This is a genomic window from Streptomyces sp. NBC_00019 (assembly GCF_045041015.1).
GTDB lineage: Bacteria > Actinomycetota > Actinomycetes > Streptomycetales > Streptomycetaceae > Streptomyces.
Genome location: NZ_CP108302.1, coordinates 4885592 through 4907536, shown reverse-complemented (window position 1 = coordinate 4907536; position 21945 = coordinate 4885592). Strand labels below are relative to the sequence as shown.

General features: G+C 71.7%; 19 protein-coding genes. 10 read left to right on the top strand and 9 right to left on the bottom strand.

What is annotated here, in order from left to right:
* Positions 1–26 precede the first annotated feature (26 nt).
* Positions 27–209, top strand: coding sequence for a hypothetical protein (locus tag OHU89_RS22935; RefSeq protein WP_266890767.1), 183 nt, complete (start codon positions 27–29; stop codon positions 207–209).
* Between the two features lie 15 nt (positions 210–224).
* On the opposite strand, the gene OHU89_RS22930 is transcribed toward OHU89_RS22935, so the two are convergent.
* Complete coding sequence (locus tag OHU89_RS22930) at positions 225–1883, bottom strand: DNA repair helicase XPB (protein WP_267015569.1); 1659 nt, start codon at positions 1881–1883, stop codon at positions 225–227.
* A 147-nt stretch (positions 1884–2030) separates the two neighbouring features.
* On the opposite strand from OHU89_RS22930, the gene OHU89_RS22925 reads away from it, so the two are divergent.
* Positions 2031–2579 (top strand): hypothetical protein, encoded by a 549-nt coding sequence (locus tag OHU89_RS22925; protein WP_405645474.1) that lies wholly within the window; start codon positions 2031–2033, stop codon positions 2577–2579.
* Positions 2580–2679: 100 nt separating this feature from the next.
* On the opposite strand, the gene OHU89_RS22920 is transcribed toward OHU89_RS22925, so the two are convergent.
* Complete coding sequence (locus OHU89_RS22920) at positions 2680–5199, bottom strand: helicase-associated domain-containing protein (protein WP_405645473.1); 2520 nt, start codon at positions 5197–5199, stop codon at positions 2680–2682.
* A 153-nt stretch (positions 5200–5352) separates the two neighbouring features.
* Between OHU89_RS22920 and OHU89_RS22915 the strand changes: the two genes are divergently transcribed.
* Positions 5353–6366, top strand: coding sequence for a hypothetical protein (locus OHU89_RS22915; protein ID WP_405645471.1), 1014 nt, complete (start codon positions 5353–5355; stop codon positions 6364–6366).
* A 23-nt stretch (positions 6367–6389) separates the two neighbouring features.
* A complete protein-coding gene (locus OHU89_RS22910; protein ID WP_405645469.1) occupies positions 6390–7031 on the top strand; it encodes an HAD family hydrolase in 642 nt (213 codons plus the stop codon).
* Here the strand turns inward: OHU89_RS22910 and OHU89_RS22905 are convergent.
* Positions 7010–7258, bottom strand: coding sequence for a hypothetical protein (locus OHU89_RS22905; protein WP_266890779.1), 249 nt, complete (start codon positions 7256–7258; stop codon positions 7010–7012). The genes OHU89_RS22910 and OHU89_RS22905 overlap by 22 nt on opposite strands.
* 164 nt (positions 7259–7422) lie before the next feature.
* Here OHU89_RS22905 and OHU89_RS22900 point away from each other — a divergent pair, with 164 nt between their 5' ends.
* Positions 7423–7806, top strand: coding sequence for a cold-shock protein (locus tag OHU89_RS22900; RefSeq protein WP_323185146.1), 384 nt, complete (start codon positions 7423–7425; stop codon positions 7804–7806).
* A gap of 13 nt (positions 7807–7819) precedes the next feature.
* Here OHU89_RS22900 and OHU89_RS22895 read toward each other — a convergent pair whose 3' ends face one another.
* From OHU89_RS22895 to OHU89_RS22880, 4 genes are read right to left on the bottom strand one after another with little or no spacing between them, the layout of a single operon-like run.
* On the bottom strand, positions 7820–8665 hold the full coding sequence (locus tag OHU89_RS22895; protein WP_405645467.1) for a 1,4-dihydroxy-6-naphthoate synthase: 846 nt from the start codon (positions 8663–8665) through the stop codon (positions 7820–7822).
* Positions 8655–9299, bottom strand: coding sequence for a futalosine hydrolase (locus tag OHU89_RS22890; RefSeq protein WP_405645465.1), 645 nt, complete (start codon positions 9297–9299; stop codon positions 8655–8657). Before OHU89_RS22890 ends, OHU89_RS22895 begins: the two co-directional genes overlap by 11 nt.
* A gap of 14 nt (positions 9300–9313) precedes the next feature.
* Positions 9314–9817, bottom strand: a complete 504-nt coding sequence (locus OHU89_RS22885; RefSeq protein WP_405645463.1) for a hypothetical protein — start codon at positions 9815–9817, stop codon at positions 9314–9316.
* 60 nt (positions 9818–9877) lie between these two features.
* Entirely contained in the window at positions 9878–11311 is a 1434-nt protein-coding gene (locus OHU89_RS22880; protein ID WP_405645461.1) for an MFS transporter, read from the bottom strand.
* Positions 11312–11614: 303 nt separating this feature from the next.
* On the opposite strand from OHU89_RS22880, the gene OHU89_RS22875 reads away from it, so the two are divergent.
* From OHU89_RS22875 to OHU89_RS22855, 5 genes are all read left to right on the top strand, one after another.
* Entirely contained in the window at positions 11615–12541 is a 927-nt protein-coding gene (locus OHU89_RS22875) for a DUF3027 domain-containing protein (RefSeq protein ID WP_405645460.1), read from the top strand.
* 314 nt (positions 12542–12855) lie between these two features.
* On the top strand, positions 12856–15963 hold the full coding sequence (locus tag OHU89_RS22870) for a sacsin N-terminal ATP-binding-like domain-containing protein (protein WP_405645458.1): 3108 nt from the start codon (positions 12856–12858) through the stop codon (positions 15961–15963).
* Positions 15964–16143: 180 nt separating this feature from the next.
* Positions 16144–16911, top strand: coding sequence for a calcium-binding protein (locus OHU89_RS22865; RefSeq protein WP_405645457.1), 768 nt, complete (start codon positions 16144–16146; stop codon positions 16909–16911).
* An 85-nt stretch (positions 16912–16996) separates the two neighbouring features.
* Positions 16997–17902: a hypothetical protein gene (locus OHU89_RS22860; RefSeq protein ID WP_405645455.1), complete on the top strand. Its 906-nt coding sequence runs from the start codon at positions 16997–16999 to the stop codon at positions 17900–17902.
* 222 nt (positions 17903–18124) lie between these two features.
* Entirely contained in the window at positions 18125–18937 is an 813-nt protein-coding gene (locus OHU89_RS22855) for a hypothetical protein (protein WP_405645453.1), read from the top strand.
* Between the two features lie 130 nt (positions 18938–19067).
* Here the strand turns inward: OHU89_RS22855 and OHU89_RS22850 are convergent, their stop codons facing one another.
* Both OHU89_RS22850 and OHU89_RS22845 read right to left on the bottom strand, forming a co-directional pair.
* Complete coding sequence (locus tag OHU89_RS22850; RefSeq protein ID WP_405645452.1) at positions 19068–21464, bottom strand: cation-translocating P-type ATPase; 2397 nt, start codon at positions 21462–21464, stop codon at positions 19068–19070.
* A gap of 113 nt (positions 21465–21577) precedes the next feature.
* On the bottom strand, positions 21578–21847 hold the full coding sequence (locus OHU89_RS22845) for a DUF2530 domain-containing protein (protein ID WP_405645450.1): 270 nt from the start codon (positions 21845–21847) through the stop codon (positions 21578–21580).
* Positions 21848–21945 lie beyond the last annotated feature (98 nt).

The window sequence follows — 21945 nt, the reverse complement described above, 5'->3', positions numbered from 1 at the left end:
TATGCCTGGGGAGCCACCATGGAGACATGAGTGCAGCGACCTTCACCCCAGCCCCCGGTCGCCCGTCCGGAGCGACCTCCCTTTCCGGCGGCCACGCCACCCACCGCCTCGGCAACGCCCTGCGCGCGATCCGTGTCTTCGCGGGCGCCGCCTTCGACGTGGTCATACTCGGCGAGTTCGCCGAGGAGGCGGGCGTCCGCCGCAGGTAGGACGCCCGGCGTCCGTCAGGCCTCGGTGTCCTTGTCCCCCGCCAGCAGCTCGTCCGCGTCCACGATCCGGTAGGCGTACCCCTGCTCCGCCAGGAACCGCTGCCGATGCGCCGCGAAGTCCTGGTCGATCGTGTCCCGGGCGACGACGGAGTAGAAGTGCGCCTGGTGGCCGTCCGCCTTCGGCCGCAGCACCCGGCCCAGACGCTGTGCCTCCTCCTGCCGGGACCCGAAGGTGCCCGACACCTGGATGGCGACCGTCGCCTCCGGCAGGTCGATCGAGAAGTTCGCGACCTTCGACACCACCAGCACGCTGATCTCGCCCTGACGGAAGGCGTCGAAGAGCTTCTCGCGCTGGGCGTTGGAGGTCTCGCCCTTGATGACGGGCGCGTTCAGATGCTCGCCGAGCTCGTCGAGCTGGTCGATGTACTGGCCGATCACCAGGGTCTGCTGCCCGGCGAAGCGCTTGACCAGCGCCTCCGTGACCTTCCGCTTGGTCGCGGTCGTCGCACAGAAGCGGTACTTCTCCTCCTGCTCGGCGGTGGCGTACGCGAGCCGCTCGGAGTCGGTGAGATTGACCCGGACCTCGACACAGTCGGCGGGCGCGATGTACCCCTGCGCCTCGATCTCCTTCCAGGGCGCGTCGAAGCGCTTGGGCCCGATGAGCGAGAAGACATCCGACTCCCGCCCGTCCTCCCGCACCAGGGTCGCGGTCAGCCCGAGCCGCCGCCGCGCCTGCAGATCCGCCGTGAACTTGAAGACGGGAGCCGGCAGCAGATGCACCTCGTCGTAGAGGATCAGCCCCCAGTCCCGGGAGTCGAAGAGCTCCAGGTGCGGATAGACACCCTTCCGCCTGGTGGTGAGTACCTGGTACGTGGCGATGGTGACGGGCCGGATCTCCTTGCGCGTCCCGCTGTACTCGCCGATCTCCTCCTCGGTCAGCGAGGTCCGCTTCACCAGCTCGTGCTTCCACTGCCGGGCCGAGACGGTGTTGGTGACGAGGATGAGGGTGGTGGACTTCGCCTGCGCCATGGCCCCGGCACCGACGAGGGTCTTGCCCGCGCCACAGGGCAGGACGACGACCCCGCTGCCGCCGTGCCAGAAGTTCTCCACGGCCTGCTTCTGATAGGGCCGCAGCGCCCATCCGTCCTCGGCCAGCTCGATCGGGTGCGCCTCGCCGTCGACATACCCCGCGAGGTCCTCGGCAGGCCAGCCCAGCTTCAGCAGGGTCTGCTTGATCTGCCCGCGCTCGGAGGCGTGCACGACGACGGTGTCGGGGTCGAGCCGGGCACCGACGAGCGGAGCGATCCGCTTCGACCGCAGGATCTCCTCCAGCACCGGCCGGTCGGTGGTCGTGAGCACCAGCCCGTGCGCGGGGTGCTTGCTGAGCGTCAGCCGCCCGTACCGGTCCATGGTCTCGGCGACGTCGACGAGCAGCGCGTGCGGCACCGGATACCGGCTGTACTGCACGAGGGCGTCGACGACCTGCTCGGCGTCATGCCCGGCGGCCCGGGCGTTCCACAGCCCCAGCGGCGTCACCCGGTAGGTGTGGATGTGCTCCGGCGCCCGCTCCAGCTCCGCGAACGGCGCGATGGCCCGACGGCACTCGTCGGCCTGCTCGTGGTCGACCTCCAGGAGCAGAGTCTTGTCGGACTGGACGATCAGCGGTCCGTTCACCTACGCACTTCCCTTCCGCACGGCCAAACCTCCAGTGTGCCGTACCGCGCCCCGATGCGGCGGGCCCGTCCTGGGCAACCCTGCGCCACCGTCGACCGTCTGACCGGGCGAGCAGCGCACCGGGCGCGATGTGCGGAGGGTGGGGGCATGACGGGGTTGTCGGTGCGCGGCTGGGCGACCGGGGTGGGGGCCGTGCTGGTGCTCGTGGGCACGGGCACCTGGGTGATGTGGCCGGCCGGGGTGGACGGACGGCTGTGGGGCGAGGTGCGGCCGGTGATCGAGGCGCGGCTCGCGGCGGACTCGCGGGGGAGCGGGTACGGGGAGACGGTGCCCGGGATCAGGGCGCGGTGGTTCTGCCGGGCGGAGGCACTCGAACTGGCCGAGCACGACGGGCAGGTACGGGCGGGCGTCAACACGCTGTGCATGGAGTACGGGGCGCGCGGCCAGGCCTTGGTGGAGTGCAGCGGCGGGCGCTACCCGCAGGTGGTGCGGCTGGAGCGGGAGGGGGACGGCGGCTACCGGGTCGTCTCCCAGGAGGAACCCCCGGACGGCGCCGGGAACGCGGAGTGGACGAAGGCCCACTTCGGTTTCTTCGCCGAGTCCGAGACCGAGGCCCCGATGTCCGCCGCCACCTTGGAGGCGGCAGCCCGCGCGCACTTCCACCTCCCGGCGGACGCCCCGGTCAGCGCCTGCTGAAGGGCGGCGCAGCCGCTCCTTCAGGGGCGCGGGGAACTGCGCGACCAGCCACGATGGCGCCGCGGACGAAAATCGACCCCTCCACGGCTTCTCCGGCGGGCTAGTCGTCCGCCAGTTCCGCCACCCCTGTGATCCGGTGCAACGGATACGTCCGGACCTCGTCCGCCGTGTGGTCGTACGCCGTCACGAAGCCGCCCTCGACGCGGATCGGGGCGATGACACGCTGGCTGGCGGAGCCCTCGGCGTTGACGTAGCCGATCCACAGGGCCTCGTTGGTGAGGACGGCGGCCTGCATGGTGGCGAGGGTCTCGGCGGAGCTGGTGCGGGGGAGTTCGCCGGTGGTGCCGTGGTCGGGGCTCTCCTTGCGCGGGGTAGTGGAGGCCAGGTCACCCGCGCGGATCGCGCGGATCGCCGCCGACAGGAGTGTGGTGTCCGGCACCGGCGGGCCGTCCGGGACCGGCTCCGGGGCCGTGCGCGGCGGGGTGCGGTGGGCGTGGGCGCGGGCGATCAGGACGTCGCCCTCGGCGGACTCGGCGGCCGGCGCGAAGCCCATCTGGCGCAGCCCCTCCAGGAGCGCGGCCGGATCGGCCTGGGCCGCCAGGACCGTGGGGGCCAGCCGGCGCAGGCCCAGGCCGGCGGCGCGCTTGTCGGCGAGGATCTCGTTCAGCAGGGCGTCGTCGTCGCAGCGGACATAGGCGGAGGCCGCGCCGACGCGCAGGTGGCCGTGTCTGCGGGCCACGTCGTCGATCAGATACGCCAGCGGCTGCGGGACCGGGGTGCGGGAGTGCGCGGTGAGGAACGCGTGCAGGTCGGAGGCGGCCTGTCCGGCGTCCAGCGCCCGGCGTACCGAGCCCGGCGTGAACCGGTACACCGTCGCCCCGCCCTTCGACTCCACGTCCGCCAGCACGTCGAGCACGTCCGCCAGGTGGCGCTGAAGCGGGCCCGGGGCCACGGCGGTGAGGTCGGCCTGGAGCAGGACATGGTCCAGGGGTTCGGGCAGGAGCGGGGCGAGGAGACGGGCGGCCGCGGCGGAGGCCACGGCCTGCTCGGGCGGCGAGAGGGGCTCCACCGGGGGCACGGTGTGGTGGTGGACGGGCAGCTTGTCGCCGGGACCCGACGGCTCCTTGCGAGGAGTCCTCGCCGGTGCCGCCCCCCACAGCGCCCGTCCCTGGGCCGACAGCGCTCCCCGTCCTGTGACGCCCAGCAGTTCCGCCTCGCTCAGCGTCCACTCGGTGAGCCGTGACCGCAGGTCGTCGTCCCGCTGGGGGCCTCGCAGCGGCCGTTCCCAGCGCAGCCGCGCCTGCACGGACTCCGCGGACGGCGAGGCACCCTCCGGGAGACCGGCCAGCAGGGTCAGCACCCGGTGCCGTACCTCCGGGGCGGCGCTGCGGTCCAGGCCCGGGCCCAGCGCGGACAGGGTGCGGTCCTTCGTGTCCCGGCCGCCGACCAGGCCGGCCGTCCGGGTCGCCGTCAGCCAGGCTTCCACGAGCCGCACCCAGCGTTCGGCCGAGGGCCGCTCCAGCCACTCGTCGTAGGCCGGGGTCGCCGCGTACCGCTCGTCGGCCTCCCCGTCGGAGGCGAGGAGACCGGCCGCGTAGGCGAGCTCGACCCAGAACGCGGCGACCGGCTCGGACACGTCCAGCGCGACGGCGGTCCGTTTGAGGTCGCGGACGCTCAGACCGCCGGCCCGCAGCACCACCGGGCCGCCCTCGTCCCAGTCCTTCAGCAGCTCCTCCACCGTCGCCAGCGCGGTGTAGGCCTGTCCGGCCGCCGTCGTGTCCACAACCTGTGGACGGTGCGTGGCGACCGGCTCGACGGCCGGCGGCAGCGGTTCGGTGATCCGGTGCGCGAGCCCGCCGCGCAGATGCAGGGCCACCTCCCGCGGCAGTACGACCGTCCCGGGCGCCGTCGGCAGCAGCAGCCCGATGTCGAGGAGCCGCCGCAGCCGGGCTGCGGGGTCCGCCGTGACCTGCCCGTACGGCGGCCCCCACACCAGCCGCCGCAGTACCTCCAGGGACTCCTCCGGGAGGCCGGCGAGCAGCGCCGCCATCCGCTTGCGGTCGGTGAACAGCCCGGTCAGCGCGGCGACGGCGGTCACCGAGTCGTGCGTCGACGGCAGCCCGGCCGCGGTCACGATCTCCTGGATCCGGCCCGGCGACATCCCTGCCGCGGCCTCCTGCACCGTCGGCCCGAGCCCTGTCGGCGACGGATGCTGCGGCGAGGGCGCCAGCAGCTCCCGCGCGGTCCGCACCAGCCGCAGCCGCTCGTCCTCGCCCCACACCAGCGCCTGCTCCCGCAGGGTCCCGAGGGCACGCGGCAGCGCTCCGGCGACGGCGGGCTCCCCGGCGTCCCCCGCCAGCAGCCCCAGCAACTCCGCGTACGACGCCGGTTCCCCCGCCACGGCCAGCGCCTCCGCGGTCTGCAACGCGAACCGGTCCAGGCGCTCCAGAGCGCGCACGACCGAGGCACGGGTGCCGGCCCTCGTGGCGAGCTGGGTGAGGTCGGTGGGGACGGGGGTGATGAGATCGGGGCGGGCGCGCAGGAGCGCGCCCAGTGAGGCGTCGTCCCGGACGCGGAGAGCCTCTGCGAGGGAGCGGGGCGGTGTGGCCGAGGTGCTCATCCGACCCACGTTAGCGGGTGGGTGCGACGGTGAGGTGCGGGTCTGTGGGTCGGGAGCCGGTCGGCGGCACGACCGCGCGTGGCTACGTCGGCCGCATCACGCGCGATACGGTCATCCCCGGGGATTCAACGCGCCGCCCCCCGGAGGGACTTCGTGGGTATCGAGAGCGACCAGGTCGTCTACGAGTATCTGAGCCGCGTCGGTGACGTGGCCCAGCAGCGGCAGTTGCCGTCCGGCACCCGGATGCGCCTGGTCTCGGAGCTGCGCAACGAGATCGACCGGCGCCGGGCGAAGGTCCCCGTGGACAGTCCCGCGGCCGTGCGCCGGATCATCGCCCGTCTCGGCAGCCCCGACGACGTCGTCACCGCGGCCGGGGGTACCTCCTCGGAGGGAGCCGCGACCGGCGCCGTACCGCAGGCCCGGGCCACCCCGGCCCCCACCGCCGTACCCGTGCAGCGGGACCGGGACACCGGCATCCCCCGCCCCAAGGGGCTGCGCCGTATCGTCCCCGTCCCGAAGCCGCGTCCCGCCGAGACGGTGGACGAGGCACCCGCGCCGCCCCACCTCGCAAGCGAGGCCGAGATCGGGAACAGCGCGCTCCAGCCGGACTGGTGGCGCACGGACAGCACCCCGTTCGGGGTCGGGGAGAGCCTCCCGGCGGGGTTCGTCGGCGGTGTGGAGATCCCGGAGCTGCTCAAGCCCCCGCCGCCCAAGGAGGAGCCGAAGCCGGTCGTCGAGAAGGCGCCGGAAGCCGAGCCCGAGACCGAAGCCGGGGTCGAGGTCGAAGAGGCCCCGGCCACGCGCCGCCGGCTGCTCTCCCTCCCCAAGGGCAAGTGGACCAACCCCCTTCTGCTGATCGCCGCGGGTCTCCTCGTCGTGGGCGCGGTCCTCGGCAACCTCGTCGTCCTTCTCCTCGGCTGGCTCATCGCCTACGCCTCACGGCGGCTGACCGAGGCGGAGACCAAGTGGGCGGTGATGTTCCTGCCCGGCCTGGCGCTCACCGCCGGGATCGTGTGGCTGTGGGGCCGCACCGAGGGCCGCTGGGGCGACCCCATCGTCAAGGGGCACATGAACGACGCGATCGCCGACACCTGGCCGTGGGTGATCCGCGGCGCGGCCGTCGCGTCGGCCCTGTTCCTCGTCTGGCGATCCCAGAGGCAGAGGTAGGACTGTCGTACCGGCTGGGCACAATGGCCCATATGGCCACTGCACCCATCTCCGCCCCGACCGTCGGCTTCGACCTCGACATGACCCTCATAGACTCCCGCCCCGGCATCCGCGCCTGCTACCTGGAGCTGTCCGAGCGGACCGGGACGTACATCGACGCCGACCTCGCGATCACCCGGCTCGGTCCCCCGCTGGCGGAGGAGCTGGCCCACTGGTTCCCGGCGGACGAGATCCCGGCCATGGCCGATCTCTACCGGTCGCTGTATCCGGCCATCGCGATCGCCGCGTCGCCCGCCATGGTCGGCGCCCGTGAGGCGATCGCCGCCGTGCGGGCGGCCGGTGGGCGGGCGATCGTCGTGACCGCGAAGTACGAGCCCAGCGCCAAGCTGCACGTGGAGCACCTCGGCCTCGGCCCCGACGCGGTGATCGGCGATCTGTGGGCCGAGCAGAAGGCGCAGGCGCTGCGCGAGCACGGCGCGAGCGTCTACGTCGGCGACCACCTCGGGGACGTGCGCGGCGCCCGGACCGCGGGGGCGCTCTCGGTCGCCGTGGCCACCGGCCCGTGCAGCGCGGCGGAGTTGACCGCGGCCGGCGCGGACGTGGTCCTCGCCGACCTCACCGGGTTCCCGGACTGGCTCGCCGGCTACCGTCCGGCCCGCGCCTGACGCCGCCCCGCCGCGATCGACTGGAGCACGCCCGCGCCGGCGAGCAGGAAGCCGACGCCCATCAGCATGCTCAGTCCGAACATGTATGTCGGAAAGGGCGTCGTTCCGAGGAGCAGCGGGGCCACGGTGACGAGTGTGGCCACCGTACCGATGAAGAACACGATGGCTCCGGCACGGATCAGTCGGTCACCGGGCGCGGAGGAATTCGTTTGGGTTTTGTCACGCACCGGACCAGGGTAGTTCCCTGCCCGAAGGAACAACCGGGCGACGTCTTGTCACCGGCCTGAAGACCATTAGCCTTGGTACCGGCGGGTCCCGACGACCCGCCCCAGTGCTATCAAGAGCCGTTTCAGAAGCAGTTTTCCGACGAGTACGAGGACGAGGAACAGACGTGCCTACCGGCAAGGTCAAGTGGTTCAACAGCGAGAAGGGCTTCGGCTTTCTCTCCCGCGACGACGGCGGTGACGTCTTCGTCCATTCCTCGGTCCTCCCCGCCGGAGTCGAGGCCCTGAAGCCGGGCCAGCGAGTGGAGTTCGGGGTCGTCGCCGGACAGCGCGGTGACCAGGCCCTTTCCGTAGTCATCCTCGATCCGACCCCGTCGGTCGCGGCGGCGACCCGTAAGAAGCCGGACGAGTTGGCCTCCATCGTCCAGGATCTGACGACCCTTCTCGAGAACATCACACCGATGCTCGAAAGGGGCCGTTACCCCGACAAGGCCGCCGGCGGGAAGATCGCGGGCCTGCTGCGAGCGGTCGCCGACCAGCTCGACGTATAGAACTGCTGGATTTCTAAGGGAAAGACAGTGCATTCGGGCCGAGGGGCGGCACCAGCCCCTCGGCCGCCGCACGTGTGAGGAGCCCCCGCACCGCCGCATAGCCGTCGACGCCGAGATCATGGGTGAACTCGTTGACGTACAGCCCGATGTGCTGGTCGGCGACGGCGGGGTCCATCTCCTGGGCGTGCTCCATGACGTACGGGCGGGAGATCTCGGGGTCGTCCCAGGCGGCGCGCACCGACGTACGGATGGAATCGGCCAGGTTCGTCAGCGTCTGCGCGCCGAGCGACCGCTTGGCGATGATGGCGCCCAGCGGGATCGGCAGCCTGGTGGTGTTCTCCCAGTGCTCGCCCATGTCCGCGAGCTTGTGCAGCCCGTAGTTCTGGTACGTGAAGCGCGCCTCGTGGATGACGAGCCCCGCGTCGACCTTTCCGTCCCGCACGGCGGGCATGATCTCGTGGAACGGCATGACGACGATCTCGCCGACACCGCCGGGGATCGTGTCCGCGGCCCAGAGGCGGAAGAGGAGATACGCCGTCGACCGCTCGCTGGGCACGGCGACGGTACGACCCGTCAGATCCCCCGGTCCACGGGTCAGCACCAGCGGCCCGCAGCCCCGTCCCAGCGCGCCGCCGCACGGCAGCAGCGCGTACTCGTCGAGGACGTACGGCAGCACGGCGTACGACACCTTCAACGCGTCGAACTCACCGCGCTCGGCCATGCCGTTGGTGATGTCGATGTCCGCGAACGTCACGTCGAGCGCGGGCGCGCCGGGGACGCGGCCGTGGGCGAGCGCGTCGAAGACGAAGGTGTCGTTGGGGCAGGGGGAGTACGCGATCTGCATCGGGTCACCGGTCATGTCGGTTCCAACTCTCCAGTACGGGCGCGAGCTTCCCGAAGCCGTCGGTCAGCGCGGCGAGGGCGTCCGGAATCCGCCAGGCGGCACGGTCTCGGGGCCCGACCGGATTGGACACGGCCCGCACCTCCAGCACCGGCACCCCGTGCAGGGCGGCGGCCTCGGCGACCCCGAACCCCTCCATGGCCTCGGCGAGGGCGGTGGGGTGCCGCTCGCGGAGCGCGGCCGCGCGGGCGACGGTGCCGGTCACGGTGGAGACGGTGAGCACGGCGCCGCGGCGGGCCCCGGTGGCGGCCACGGCGGCCCGTACGAGTGCTTCCGGGGGACGGTGGGTGACGGTCCCGAACCCCAGCTCGGTCACCGGCACAAAGCCCTCGGCGGTCTCGGCGCCCAGATCGGCCGCGGTGATCTCGTCGGCGACGACGAGAGAGCCCACGGGGGCCTCCGGTTGGAAGCCACCGGCGATCCCGGCGGAGACGACGAGGCCGTAGGGCGTGCCGGCCAGAGCGGTGGCCGTGGTGGCGGCGGCGAGGGCGGGACCGACCCCGACGGCGACGACGTCGACCGCCGCCCCCTCAAACGCCCGAGCCACCGCGTCCCGTTCGACCGGGACCGCGGTGGCCACGAGGATGCGCATCGACGTCGTAGCGCTTACGCGTTGTCGTTGACGAGCTTGAAGTTCCAGACGCCCTTGAACTCCTTGCTGGCTCCGGTGGCCCCGGGCTTGTCCTGCTGGACGACGCTGATGTACAGCTGCTTCGGCGCGGCCTGACCCTGCTGGCTGGCGAAGAGGTCGACGCCCTGGAAGGAGTAGTACGTCGTCTTGTAGACGTCCGTGACCTGCTGGCCGTTGATCCACAGCGCCCAGCCGGTGTCCGCGATCTCCGGGTCGACGCCGATGCGCAGGGTCTCGCTCTGCGGGACGTCGATCGAGTCGGACGCCTTCTTCAGGGCGCACTTGGTGGCCTTTTCCTGGCCCAGGTTGTCGCCGTCCTCCCAGCACTCGGCCTCGGCGCTCACCGAGTTCTTGCCGACCGTGACGGTGGCGCGCGGCGTCGGCTTGTCGCACGCCGACAGGACGAGCAGTCCGGCGGAAACGGCGCCGGCGGCGGCGACGGCGCGGCGGCGTCGCACAGCGGATTGCATGGAGGTCATGGCCGAAGGCTATCGGGCAGTGCCAGCCGTGCTGTTACGCGGGGTGCGGCGTGCCGTGCGTTAGGCCACGCGCGTGCGGGGAGCGCCGCCCTGGCGGGCCGAGCTCAGCAGACCCTTCACCGTCGCCAGCCAGCCCACGGCGACGATCGCCGCGGCCACCGACAGCCCCAGGGAGCCGTTCAGGGGCATCACGATGCCGACGGCGCCGCCGAACACCCAGGACACCTGGAGCAGGGTCTCCGAGCGCGCGAAGGCCGAGGTACGGACCTGCTCGGGCACGTCCCGCTGGATCAGCGCGTCCAGGGACAGCTTGGACAGCGCCTGCGCGAACCCGGCGACCGCGGCGAGGACCGCGACCAGGAACGCCCCGAAGAAGATCGCGGCGGTGATCGCGATGCCCAGGACGAACGCGACGACCGTCACGATGATGATCTCCGGAGCCCGCTGGCGCAGCGCCGCCCCCACCGCCGTGCCGAGCGCGTTGCCCACGCCGGCCGAGACGACCACGATGCCCAGCGACACCGCGGCGCTCTCCCCGGACAGCGGATGCTCGCGCAGCAGGAACGCCAGGAAGAAGGTCAGGAACCCGGAGAGGAAGCGCAGACCGGCGTTGGCGCCCAGGGCGTGGGTGACCGCGATACCGACCGTGCGCAGCCCGGGACGCTTGACCGGCCGGAGGTGCGGCCCGTGCAGGTGCTCCTCGTCCGCGGCCAGCAGCGCCACGTCCTCGCCCTTGGCCGAGTCGACCTTCGGCGGCAGGGTGAAGGACAGGAACGTGCCCGCGATGAAGATCACAAAGGCGCCGTAGAGAGGCCAGCGCGGGCCCAGCGACTGCAGTCCCGCGGCGATCGGCGCGGCGATGCCGGTCGCGAGGAGCCCGCCGAGGGTGACCCGGGAATTGGCCTTCACCAGGGAGAAACGGGGTGGCAGGAGGCGGGGCACCACGGCGCTTCTGACCACGCCGTACGCCTTGGAGGACACGAGGACCCCGAGCGCCGCCGGATACATCTCGATACTGCCGGTGACGACCGCCCCGGACAGCACCAGCGCGAGCAGGGCCCGGGCGAGCATCGCGCCCGCCATCGCGGCGCGGCGGCCGTGCGGCAGGCGGTCCAGGAGCGGGCCGATCACCGGGGCGAGGACCGTGAAGGGCGCCATGGTGATCGCGAGATAGAGGGCGACACGCCCGCGGGCCTCGTCCGTGGGAACCGAGAAGAAGACCGTGGAGGCGAGCGCGACCGTGATCATCACATCGCCCGCGCCGTTCACACCGTGCAGCTCGATCAGTTTGCCCAGACCGGACTCCCCGGCCCCGTGGGCGTGCGTGGCCTTGCGGATGCCGCGGGCGGGCCCGGTGACCGGGAAGTGCAGGGCGCGGCCGACCGAGCGGAAGGAGCCGCGCACCCGGCCCGTGCCGTTGCGTCGGCTGCTCCCCTTGATCCCTTTGGCCCCACCGATCCCGGTGGCTCCTTGGGGTGTCTTCGCGGCTGCCACGACGTCATAGTGCCCCGACTGAGGCGTTCGTAGTGCGGTTACCGCGCGTATGGACGCGCATTTACGGACTTGCCGTGGCCATACCGAGACCGGTGCGGGGGTGCCAAACGTCCCGTCGGTGTAGGCCGAGCGCACGCGAGCAGGTAGCGTGCGTATCTCAGCCATCTTGCACAATGGATGGCACAGGTGCGCCCGAGCGTGAGCGGGCGCGGACGTTGACGCGGTCCCCGGGTCCGCTCCGTCCGCCACCCTCGCCCCCGGCGTACGCACCTACAGTGACGGCGTAGGAGAGAAGCGATACCTGTGAGCGCAGCGACCACGCGAAGCCGCACCCCCGACCGCCTGTGCGCCGAGGCCGTCGACCTCGCACGCACCGCAGCAGAGGAGGCGGCGGCGCCCGGCGTCGTCGGCGAGCACGCGGGGCTCGAGTCCGAGGGCGACCGTGTCGTCACGCACTTCTTCGAGTGCAAGGAGCTCGGCTACCGGGGCTGGCGCTGGGCGGTCACGGTGGCGCGGGCATCCCGCGCGAAGGTGGTGACACTCGACGAGGTCGTGCTGTTGCCGGGCTCGGACGCCCTGCTGGCCCCCGAGTGGGTGCCGTGGAGCGAGCGCCTGCGCCCGGGCGACATGGGCCCCGGCGATCTGCTCCCCACCGACGCCGAGGACCTCCGCCTGGAACCCGGCTACTCCGGCGAGGACGAGCCGGTACCGAGCTCCGCCGTCTCCGAGGAGATGGCCGAGCTGGTGGAGGCGGAGGACGCGGAGGTCACGGCCGGCACGCCGTCGAACCTCCCCATGGCTCCGACCCGGGGTTCGATCGCCTCGGTCGCCGAGGAACTGGGCATGCGCCGGGCCAGGGTCCTGTCCCGCTACGGCCTGCACACCGCCGCGGACCGCTGGGACGAGTCGTACGGCGCCAAGACCCCGATGGCCCAGGCGGCCCCCGCGACCTGCGTCAGCTGCGGCTTCCTCCAGCCGATCGGCGGCTCCCTCGGCCAGGCCTTCGGCGTCTGCGCCAACGAGTTCGCCCCGGCGGACGGCCGCGTGGTCTCCCTGTCGTACGGCTGTGGCGGCCACTCCGAGGCAGCGATCATGCCGAAGCCCCCGCGTCCGGCGGCCCCGGTGATCGACGAGACAAGGGTCGACCCCTTCCCCCTGCGCCCGGCACCGGACTCAGGCTCGGTCCCGGACATCTCGGACGAGGCAGCGGCAGAACTGGGCCACTCGTAGGCCTGAGGCCGCCCGGCGCCCGGAAACGAGTCTGTCGCCGCCCCGAACCCGCCGGGGGCTTCGCCTCTCGGCGCCGGTCCGCGTTTTTCAGCCCGTCCGGCGTTTGAGGACGAGGCCCTTTCGGGGCCGAAGCGGGGGTCTGGGGGCGGCAGCCCCCAGGGATGGGACGGGTAGGGGCGGCGGGGGCGAGACCGCGTTCAGCGGCGGCTTCGCCGTGGGCCCGCGGCCGTCCCGGCCGGACATGGCCTCCCCGATCTACGATCCCCTCTCCTCGCGGTACCTTCGACCCCACGCCGACGAGGAGAGTGTTGAACGTGAGCAAGTTCGTGCGGCCCGCAGCCGAGGGAGCCGACCCGTTCGGGACCGCCCGTCTCAGGCGGGGAGTGCTCGACACCTGGGCGACCAGCCCCGCCCGGTTCCGTGAGGACGCCAACGCCGAGGAGGACCTCGCCCTCGGCGGCTACCGGGACCGACTGGTCGTCGAGCTCGCCCAGAACGCCGCCGACGCCGCCGCCAGGGCCGGCGTGCCCGGACGCCTCCGGCTCACCCTCCGCGACGGCGTCCTCGTCGCCGCCAACACCGGCGCACCCCTGGACGCGACCGGCGTCGAGTCCCTCTCCACCCTGCGGGCCTCCGCGAAACGCGACACCGCCGCCATCGGCCGCTTCGGCGTCGGCTTCGCCGCCGTCCTCGCCGTCACCGACGAGCCCGCGGTCGTCGGCCGCCACGGCGGAGTCCGCTGGTCGCTCGTCGAGGGCCGGGAGCGGGCCGCGGACGTCGCCCGCCACAGCCCGGGGCTGGGCGACGAGATCCGCCGGCGCGACGGTCACATCCCGCTCCTGCGTCTCCCGTTCGCCGCCGAGGGCACCGCCCCCGACCCGTACGACACGGCCGTCATCCTGCCCCTGCGCGACCCGGCCGCCGCCGACCTCGCCGAGCGCCTCCTGAACGCCGTCGACGACGCCCTGCTCCTCGCCCTCCCCGGGCTGGAGGAGGTCGTGATCGAGACGGACACCACCCGGACCCTGCGCCGCCGCACCGAGGACGCCTTCACCGTCGTGGAGGACTCGCGGGAGGGCGCGACCCGGTGGCGGGTCGCCGCCTCGAACGGGCCGCTCACCGCAGACCTCCTCGCCGACCGTCCCGTAGAGGAGCGGCTGCGGCCGCACTGGTCGGTCACCTGGGCCGTCCCCGCCGACGCCGACGGCACCCCGGCCCGCCCCCGCACCAACCCCGTCGTACATGCCCCCACGCCCAGCGACGAGCCGCTCGGTGTGCCCGCGCTGCTCATCGCCTCCTTCCCGCTGGACCCCACCCGCCGGCACGCGGCGCCCGGTCCGCTGACCGACTTCGTGGTGCAGCGCGCGGCGGACGCGTACGTCGAACTGCTCGCCGCGTGGCGGCCGGTGACGGCCGGCATCATCGACCTCGTGCCCGGCCCGCTCGGCAAGGGCGAGCTGGACGGAGCCCTGCGCCAGGCGATCCTGGAGCGGCTGCCCCGGACCGCCTTCCTGCCGCCGGCCCTGACCCCCGACCAGGACGACGACCTGCCCGAGGCCCTGCGCCCCAGGGACGCGGAGGTGGTGGAGGGCGCCGGCGCCGACACCGTGCGCGTCCTCGCCGAAGTCCTCCCCACGCTCCTCCCCGCCGGACTCGAACGCCGTGTCGAACTGCGCACCCTCGGCGTCGCCCGCCTCCCGCTCACCGACGCCGTCGACCGGCTGGCCGGGCTGGAGAAGGAGCCGGGCTGGTGGCGCAGCCTGTACGACAGCCTCGCGGGGGTGGACCCGGACCGGCTGTCCGGCCTTCCCGTCCCGCTCGCCGACGGCCGTACGACCATCGGGCCCCGGCAGGTCCTCCTCCCCACCGCCGACAGCGCCGTCATCGACCCGGAGGTGCTCGCCCGGCTCGGCCTCAAGGTCGCCCACCCGGACGCCGCGCACCCCCTGTTGGAGAAGCTCGGCGCGCTCCCCGCCTCCCCGCGTGCGGTGCTGACCACCCCGCAGGTGCGGGCCGCGGTCGCCGCGTCGATGGACGACGACGGCGGGGCGTGGGAGGAGGACACCCTGGACGCGGAGGAGCTGGCCGACACCGTCCTCGCCCTCGTCCGCGACGCGGGCCTGGAGCCCGGCGACGAGTCCTGGCTCGGTGCGCTCGCCCTGCCCGACGAGGACGGCGAACCGGCGCCCGCCGGTGAACTCGTCCTCCCCGGCAGCCCGTTCGCGCAGATCATGCGCGAGGGGGAACTCGCCACCGTGGACGCCGAGCTGGCCGAGCGCTGGGGCGAACAGCCCCTGGCCGCCTGTGGCGTGCTCGCCACCTTCGCGCTGGTCCGCGCCACCGACGTGGTCCTGGACCCGGACGAACTGGAGCCGCGCGACGGGGACTTCGCCGAGCCGGACGACGCGGGCCTGCTGGACGCCGTGGACGTGTGGAGCGAGGACATCCTCGACCGCTTCCCCGACTCGCCGGTCCCGCCGGTCGCCACGGAACTGATCGCCGTACGCGATCTGGACCTGGTGGACGAGGAGTGCTGGCCGCAGGCGCTCGCTCTGCTCGCCCGGCCGCCGCTGCGGGACGCGCTCACCCAGCCGGTGCGGATCCTGCTGCCGGACGGCACCCATGAAGTCGTACGACCCTACACCGCATGGTGGTTGCGGGGTCACCCGGTGCTCGACGGCCGCCGCCCGGCCGGTCTGCTCGCGGCCGGCGGGGACCCGCTGCTGCGGGGCCTGTACGAGGAGGCCGACGCGGCCGGCTTTGACGACGAGCAGGTGCTGCGGGCGCTCGGCGTGCGGACGTCGGTGGCCGCGCTGCTGGAGGAGCCGGGTGGGGCGGCGGAGCTGCTCGACCGCCTCGCTGACCCGTCGCGGGATGTGACGGGGACCCAGTTGCACGCCCTCTACGGCGCGTTGGCCGACCTGGACCCCGAGCAGGTGACCCTGCCCGACGAGCTGCGGGCCGTTGTCGACGGGCGGGTCGAGGTGGTGGACGCGGCCGGCGCCGTGGTCGTCGACTCACCCGACCTGCTGCCCTTCACCGCGGGCATGCCGCTGCTGCCGGTGCGTCCGGCGCGCGCCGCCGAGCTGGCGGAACTGTTCCAGGTGCGGCGGCTGAGCGAGTCGGTCACCGGGTCGGTGGACTCCGAGGGCGTCGAACACGACGTACCGGAGCCGGTGCGGGTGCTGCTCGGGTCGCGGACGCCGACGACGTACGTCGAGCACGAGGAACTCGTCGTGGACGGGGTGGAGTTGGACTGGCGGCTGACCAACGACGGTGTCCTGCATGCCTCGACGCTCGAAGGCGTCGCCGCCGGACTCGCCTGGGCGGCCGGGCAGTGGCCGCGTCGTTTCGAGGTCGCGGCGCTGCTGGAAGACCCGTCACGGACGGCGGAGTTGGCCCGCGACCGGTGGTTCGACTGACCTGTGCAGGTGATCTTCGAAAAGCTCGCACAAATTTCTCACCACTCGTACAACCATTCACTCCTGTCACGGATCTGATCACATGAGTCAACAGACTCCTTGATCACTTGGGCCCCGACGTGTAGGCGATCGCCGTGGGGGACGACGACCGTCGGGGCCCTTTCTCCACACGGGGATCGCATGCGTATACGAGCCATCGGGGCTGCCGTCACCGGCGCCCTGGCCCTTTCCGCCTTCGCTGTGCCCGCCGCGCAGGCGGACGGCAGCCAGGGTGACATCAAGATCACCAAGGTTGTCGTCGACGGTGACAACAAGGTGTCCATCGGCACCTCGGCCGCGAAGACCATCAAGGTCAGCGTGACGGCCACGGATAACTCCGGTATCGCCGGAGCCCAGGAGTTCGCGCTGGAAGGCCCCAGCACCGGCTTCCTCACGACCGGCAAGCCGTCCTGCACGGCCGCCAGCGCCACCACGTCGACCTGCACCGCGTCGGTGACGGTGGACCCGCAGACGGACTACCTCAGCAACGCCAGCGCCGGCACGTGGTACGTCAACGCGTGGATCGACGCCAAGGACGACGACTACGTCTGGAAGGAGAAGGCCGGGTCCTTCAAGTTCCAGCGTGCCGCCAAGCTCACGGCGAACGCCTCGCCGGAGCCGGTGAAGAAGGGCAAGACCATCACGGTCACCGGCAAGCTGACCCGGGCCGACTGGGAGGCCTACCCGCTTCCCAAGTACGTCAACTACGCCGGCCAGTCGGTGAAGCTGCAGTTCCGCAAGAAGAGCTCCAGCACGTACACCACGGTCAAGACCATCAAGTCGAACTCGACGGGCAACCTGAGCACCACGGTCAAGGCGTCGGTCGACGGCTACTACCGCTACTCCTTCGCGGGCACGACGACCACCGTGGCGGTCAACGCCACCGGTGACCTCATCGACGTGAAGTAGGCGACAGCGGTCCCTGCACCACCCCACCGGGTCCCGGCGTGTCCGGGGCCCGGTACCTCCCACATTCTCTTCCTTGAGGAAACACATGCGTATTCGCGCCACCGTGGCCGCCGTCTCCGGCGCCCTGGCCCTGTCCGCCCTCGCCGTGCCGGCCGCGCAGGCCGACGAGCGGGTTCCCGTCGGCGTCTCCGCCGCGCACGAGGCCGCCGCGTCCGCCTCCGCCAAGTCCGCGTTCGCCACCGCCGTGGAGGGCACCCCCTACGCCCTCGACGCCTCCTTCTCCAACGTGAAGGTCAACAAGGCCAAGAACATCGTGGTCGGCACCACCAGCGTGGTGAAGGTCCCGGTCTCCTTCACGCTGAACCACGCCGCGGACGTCGACATCTACGCCGCCGACTTCTTCGGCGGCGTCGAGCTGTACCGGGGCACGGACTTCTACAACTCCATCTGGTGGTTCGACAGCGGCGACGCGAACTGCACGGACGCCTCCGCGACCGTCGCCAACTGCACGGCCACCGTCGAGGTCGACCCGGCGGACCTGCTGAACGAGGACGCCGGCTCCTGGAAGGCCGCCGGCTTCGCCGTCGCGTTCAACGGCGAGGACCCGGAGAACCCGAACCTGGACAACGTCGGTGTCGCCGTGACCGACAAGACCAACGCGTTCAAGGTCCAGCGCCTGTCCAAGCTGACGGTCAACGCCTCGCCGGAGCCGGTGAAGAAGGGCAAGACCATCACGGTCACCGGCAAGCTCTCCCGCGCCAACTGGGACACCGCCAAGTACGCCGGCTACACCAGCCAGTCGGTGAAGCTGCAGTTCCGCAAGAAGAGCTCCAGCACCTACACCACGGTCAAGACCATCAAGTCGAACTCGACCGGCAACCTCAGCACCACCGTCAAGGCGTCGGCCGACGGCTACTTCCGCTACTCCTTCGCGGGCACCACGACCACCCCGGCGGTCAGCGCCACGGGTGACTTCGTCGACGTGAAGTAAGCAGAGCCCCTACGACACGCCGGTCCCGGAAGCCGTCCGGGGCCGGCGTTCGTGCTTGGTCATGCGGAGCCCAACGGATTCCCTCGGAATCTCTCCAAGATTCAAGCATTGTGCAGGCTAGGACAAAATCCGCACCCACCCATACAACTCACCCCGGGTGTCACGGATCTGATCCCACGAGTCAACAGACTCCTAGATCACTTCTCCCCCTGGGGAACGCACATGCGCAACAGAGCCACTCTGGCCGCCGTCTCCGCCGTGACCGGCGCCCTGGCCCTCACCGCCCTCGCCGTGCCGGCCGCGCAGGCCGGCACCACCGCCGGGCCCGCCGTCACCTTCTCCGAGCTCAAGGTGAACAGCGCAAAGAACATCGTGGTCGGCACCACGACCCAGGTCACGGTCGCCGCGACGTACACCGTGACCAAGCCCGCGACCCTGGCCGCCGACACCTTCCAGACAGGGCCCGTCCTCTACCGTGGCGACACCCTCGGCGTGAACTCCGACGACCTCCTCCTCGGCGACGGCCCCGGCACCTGCACGGCGTCCTCCTCGACCGTCCTGAAGTGCACGGCGAAGATCCAGTTCCGTCCGGACGCCTCCGAGGATGACGGCGACCTCGTCAACGCCGAGGCGGGCAGCTGGAAGCTGGGCGCCCTCGCGGCCGACGACAACGGCGGGCTCACCTGGCAGGGCGGCCTCGGCACCACCAAGCTCCAGCGCAGGGCCACCCTCACTGTCAACGCCTCCCCTGAGCCGGTGACGAAGGGCAGGACCATCACGGTCACCGGCAAGCTGGCCCGCGCCAACTGGGAGACCAACAAGTACGCGGGCTACGCGACCCAGCCCGTGAAGCTCCAGTTCCGCAAGAAGGGCAGCACCACGTACACCACGCTGAAGACGATCAACACCACCTCGACCGGCAACCTCAGCACCACGGTCACGGCCTCGACCGACGGCTACTACCGCTACAGCTTCGCGGGCACGACCACGACCCCGTCAGTGAGCGCAACGGGCGACTACGTAGACGTGCAGTAGATAGGCGCGCCCCTTCAGGGGCGCGGGGCTGTATTCATTTGCGGCTACCGCCGCGCGGGCGCCACCAGCCCCCACGGCGCAGCACTCGGCACACAACAGAACCCCCCACCCCCCCGGCTCCAGCCCAGCGCTAAGCGGTCACGCGGCGGTCGATCCACTTCCACGTCAACTCCAGGACGGCCGCCGCCACCACCGAGATGCCCACCGCGATCCACGGCATCGTCACCCCCACCAGCTTCAGCGCGAAGAAGTCCTGCAGCCACGGCACCACCAGCACCACCAGGAACCCCGCGCCCATCGACGCCACCAGCGCCGCCCGCCACCAGGTGTAGGGCCGGGCGATGATGGCGAGCACCCACATCGAGATCAGGAACAGGGTCAGCGTGGCGACGCTCGTCTCCGCGTCCAACGCGCCCTTGCCCGTGTAGTGGTGACGGGCGATCAGGTAGGTCACGAAGGTCGCGACCCCGGCCAGCAGCCCGCCGGGGATGGCGTACCGCATGACCCGCCGCACGAAGTGGGGCTTCGCCCGCTCCTTGTTGGGCGCGAGGGCGAGGAAGAAGGCCGGGACGCCGATCGTCAGGGTGGACAGCAGCGTCAGATGCCTCGGCAGGAAGGGGTACTCCACCTGCCAGCACACCACCAGCACCGCCAGCAGTACCGAGTACACCGTCTTCACCAGGAACAGCGTCGCCACCCGCGTGATGTTCCCGATGACCCGGCGCCCCTCCGCGACCACCGAGGGCAGCGTCGCGAAGCTGTTGTTGAGCAGCACGATCTGCGCCACCGCCCGGGTCGCCTCGGAGCCGGAGCCCATCGACACCCCGATGTCGGCGTCCTTCAACGCCAGGACGTCATTGACCCCGTCGCCCGTCATCGCGACCGTGTGCCCGTGGGACTGCAGCGCGCCCACCATGTCCCGCTTCTGCTGCGGGGTGACCCGCCCGAACACCGTGCCCTCGTCGAGGGCCTTCGCCATGCCCTCCTTGTCGGTGGGCAGGGCGCGCGCGTCGACCGTCGCCCCGGTCAGCCCGAGCTTCCCGGCCACCGCGCCCACCGACACCGCGTTGTCGCCGGAGATGACCTTGGCCCGCACGTTCTGCTCGGCGAAGTACCGCAGGGTGTCGGCCGCGTCGGGCCGCAACCGCTGCTCCAGGACGACGAGGGCGGTGGCCCGTGAGCCCTGGGCCACCGCCGGCTCGTCCAGCTCCCGCGCGGCCCGCGTCAGCAGCAGCACCCGCAGACCCTGCTCGTTGAGCCGCTCGGTCTCGGCGAGGGCGGGGTCGTCCGCCGCGAGCAGCACATCGGGCGCCCCCAGCAGCCATGTACTCGACTCCCCGTTGCCCTCGCTGAGGGTCGCTCCGCTGTACTTGCGGGCGGAGGAAAAGGGCAGCGACTCGGTGCAGCGCCAGTCCTCGGCGTCCGGGTAGGCGTCGATGATCGCCTGCAGGGACGCGTTCGGCCGCGGATCCGACTCGCCCAGGGCGCCCAGCACCTTGCGTACATACGACTCGTCGCTGCCGTTCAGCGGCCGCAGCTCCGTGACGTCCATGCCGCCCTCGGTCAGCGTGCCCGTCTTGTCGAGGCAGACCGTGTCGACGCGGGCGAGACCCTCGATGGCCGGCAGCTCCTGCACGAGGCACTGTTTTCGGCCAAGTCGGATGACCCCTATCGCGAAGGCGACCGACGTCAGCAGGACGAGCCCCTCGGGCACCATGGGGACGATGCCGCCGACCGTGCGGGCGATGGAGTCCTTGAGGTCGTTGCTCTTGACGACGAGTTGGGTGATGACCAGGCCGGTCGCGGCCGGGATCATCATCCAGGTCACGTACTTGAGGATCGTGGAGATACCGGAGCGCAGCTCGGAGTGGACGAGGGTGAACCGGGAGGCCTCCTCGGCGAGTTGGGCGGCGTAGGCCTCACGCCCCACCTTGGTCGCCCGGAACGCCCCGCCGCCCGCGACGACGAAGCTACCGGACATGACCTCGTCCCCGGGCTGCTTGACCACGGGGTCGGCCTCGCCGGTGAGCAGCGACTCGTCGATCTCGAGACCGTCGGCCTCGACGCACACCCCGTCCACGACGGCCTTGTCGCCGGGCCCGATCTCGATGAGGTCGTCCAGCACGATGTCGGAGGTGCTGACCTCCAGGGCCACCCCGTCCCGCCGTACCGTCGGCTTGGCCTCGCCGATCACCGCGAGGGAGTCGAGGGTCTTCTTCGCCCGCCACTCCTGGATGATGCCGATCCCGGTGTTGGCGATGATCACGTACCCGAACAGGCTGTCCTGGAACGGCGCGACGAACAGCATGATCAGCCAGAGCACACCGATGATCGCGTTGAACCGGGTGAAGACATTGGCGCGGACGATGTCGGCCATCGACCGGCTGCTGCGCACCGGGACGTCGTTGACCTGACCGTTCGCGATCCGCTCGGCCACCTTGGCCGCGGAGAGCCCGGTCGCCGCCGTGGCGGGGACGGGAACGGGATGCACAGGATCGAGTTCGGCGCCCGCGTCGATGTGCGTCATGCGTTCGACGGTACGTGCGGATTTACGGCTTCACATGCCGAGTGGCCGGAAGATCCGACCTGGGTAGGACGGACCGGTGGGGGGAGTGGTGCCGTGGTTGTACGGGACGCCCCTCACTCCGCCGCAGGAGCCTCGGCCGCTGCCGCCGCCCGCTTGATGGCGGTGTCGCGCCTCTTGACGAAGTAGACGCCGTACAGCCCCAGCCCGGTGCCGGCCAGACAGGTCCACACCCACCAGGCGTGTCCGCGGTCGTCGAACCAGCCGTAGAAGGGGAGCTGGACGAGGAAGAGGACGAACCAGAGGATCGTGCCGCCGATGATGGTCGGCACGATGGGCCCCTCTAGGGGCTCCGGTGCCTCGTGCTTGGGGGTCCACTTCGCCATGGAGCACAGCTTACGAGGCGATCAGTTCTACGCGCGGAGATAGTGGGGGGCCGCGTTATATGTTCATACTGAAACGGTTTGCCTCTGACCACTTCTCA

Coding starts and splice junctions, on each gene's coding strand:
- OHU89_RS22935 (WP_266890767.1), top strand. CDS start 27: ATGAGTGCAGCGACCTTCACCCCAGCCCCCGGTCGCCCGTCCGGAGCG.
- OHU89_RS22925 (WP_405645474.1), top strand. CDS start 2,031: ATGACGGGGTTGTCGGTGCGCGGCTGGGCGACCGGGGTGGGGGCCGTG.
- OHU89_RS22920 (WP_405645473.1), bottom strand. CDS start 5,199: ATGAGCACCTCGGCCACACCGCCCCGCTCCCTCGCAGAGGCTCTCCGC.
- OHU89_RS22910 (WP_405645469.1), top strand. CDS start 6,390: ATGGCCCATATGGCCACTGCACCCATCTCCGCCCCGACCGTCGGCTTC.
- OHU89_RS22895 (WP_405645467.1), bottom strand. CDS start 8,665: ATGACCGGTGACCCGATGCAGATCGCGTACTCCCCCTGCCCCAACGAC.
- OHU89_RS22890 (WP_405645465.1), bottom strand. CDS start 9,299: ATGCGCATCCTCGTGGCCACCGCGGTCCCGGTCGAACGGGACGCGGTG.
- OHU89_RS22885 (WP_405645463.1), bottom strand. CDS start 9,817: ATGACCTCCATGCAATCCGCTGTGCGACGCCGCCGCGCCGTCGCCGCC.
- OHU89_RS22865 (WP_405645457.1), top strand. CDS start 16,144: ATGCGTATACGAGCCATCGGGGCTGCCGTCACCGGCGCCCTGGCCCTT.
- OHU89_RS22860 (WP_405645455.1), top strand. CDS start 16,997: ATGCGTATTCGCGCCACCGTGGCCGCCGTCTCCGGCGCCCTGGCCCTG.
- OHU89_RS22855 (WP_405645453.1), top strand. CDS start 18,125: ATGCGCAACAGAGCCACTCTGGCCGCCGTCTCCGCCGTGACCGGCGCC.
- OHU89_RS22850 (WP_405645452.1), bottom strand. CDS start 21,464: ATGACGCACATCGACGCGGGCGCCGAACTCGATCCTGTGCATCCCGTT.
- OHU89_RS22845 (WP_405645450.1), bottom strand. CDS start 21,847: ATGGCGAAGTGGACCCCCAAGCACGAGGCACCGGAGCCCCTAGAGGGG.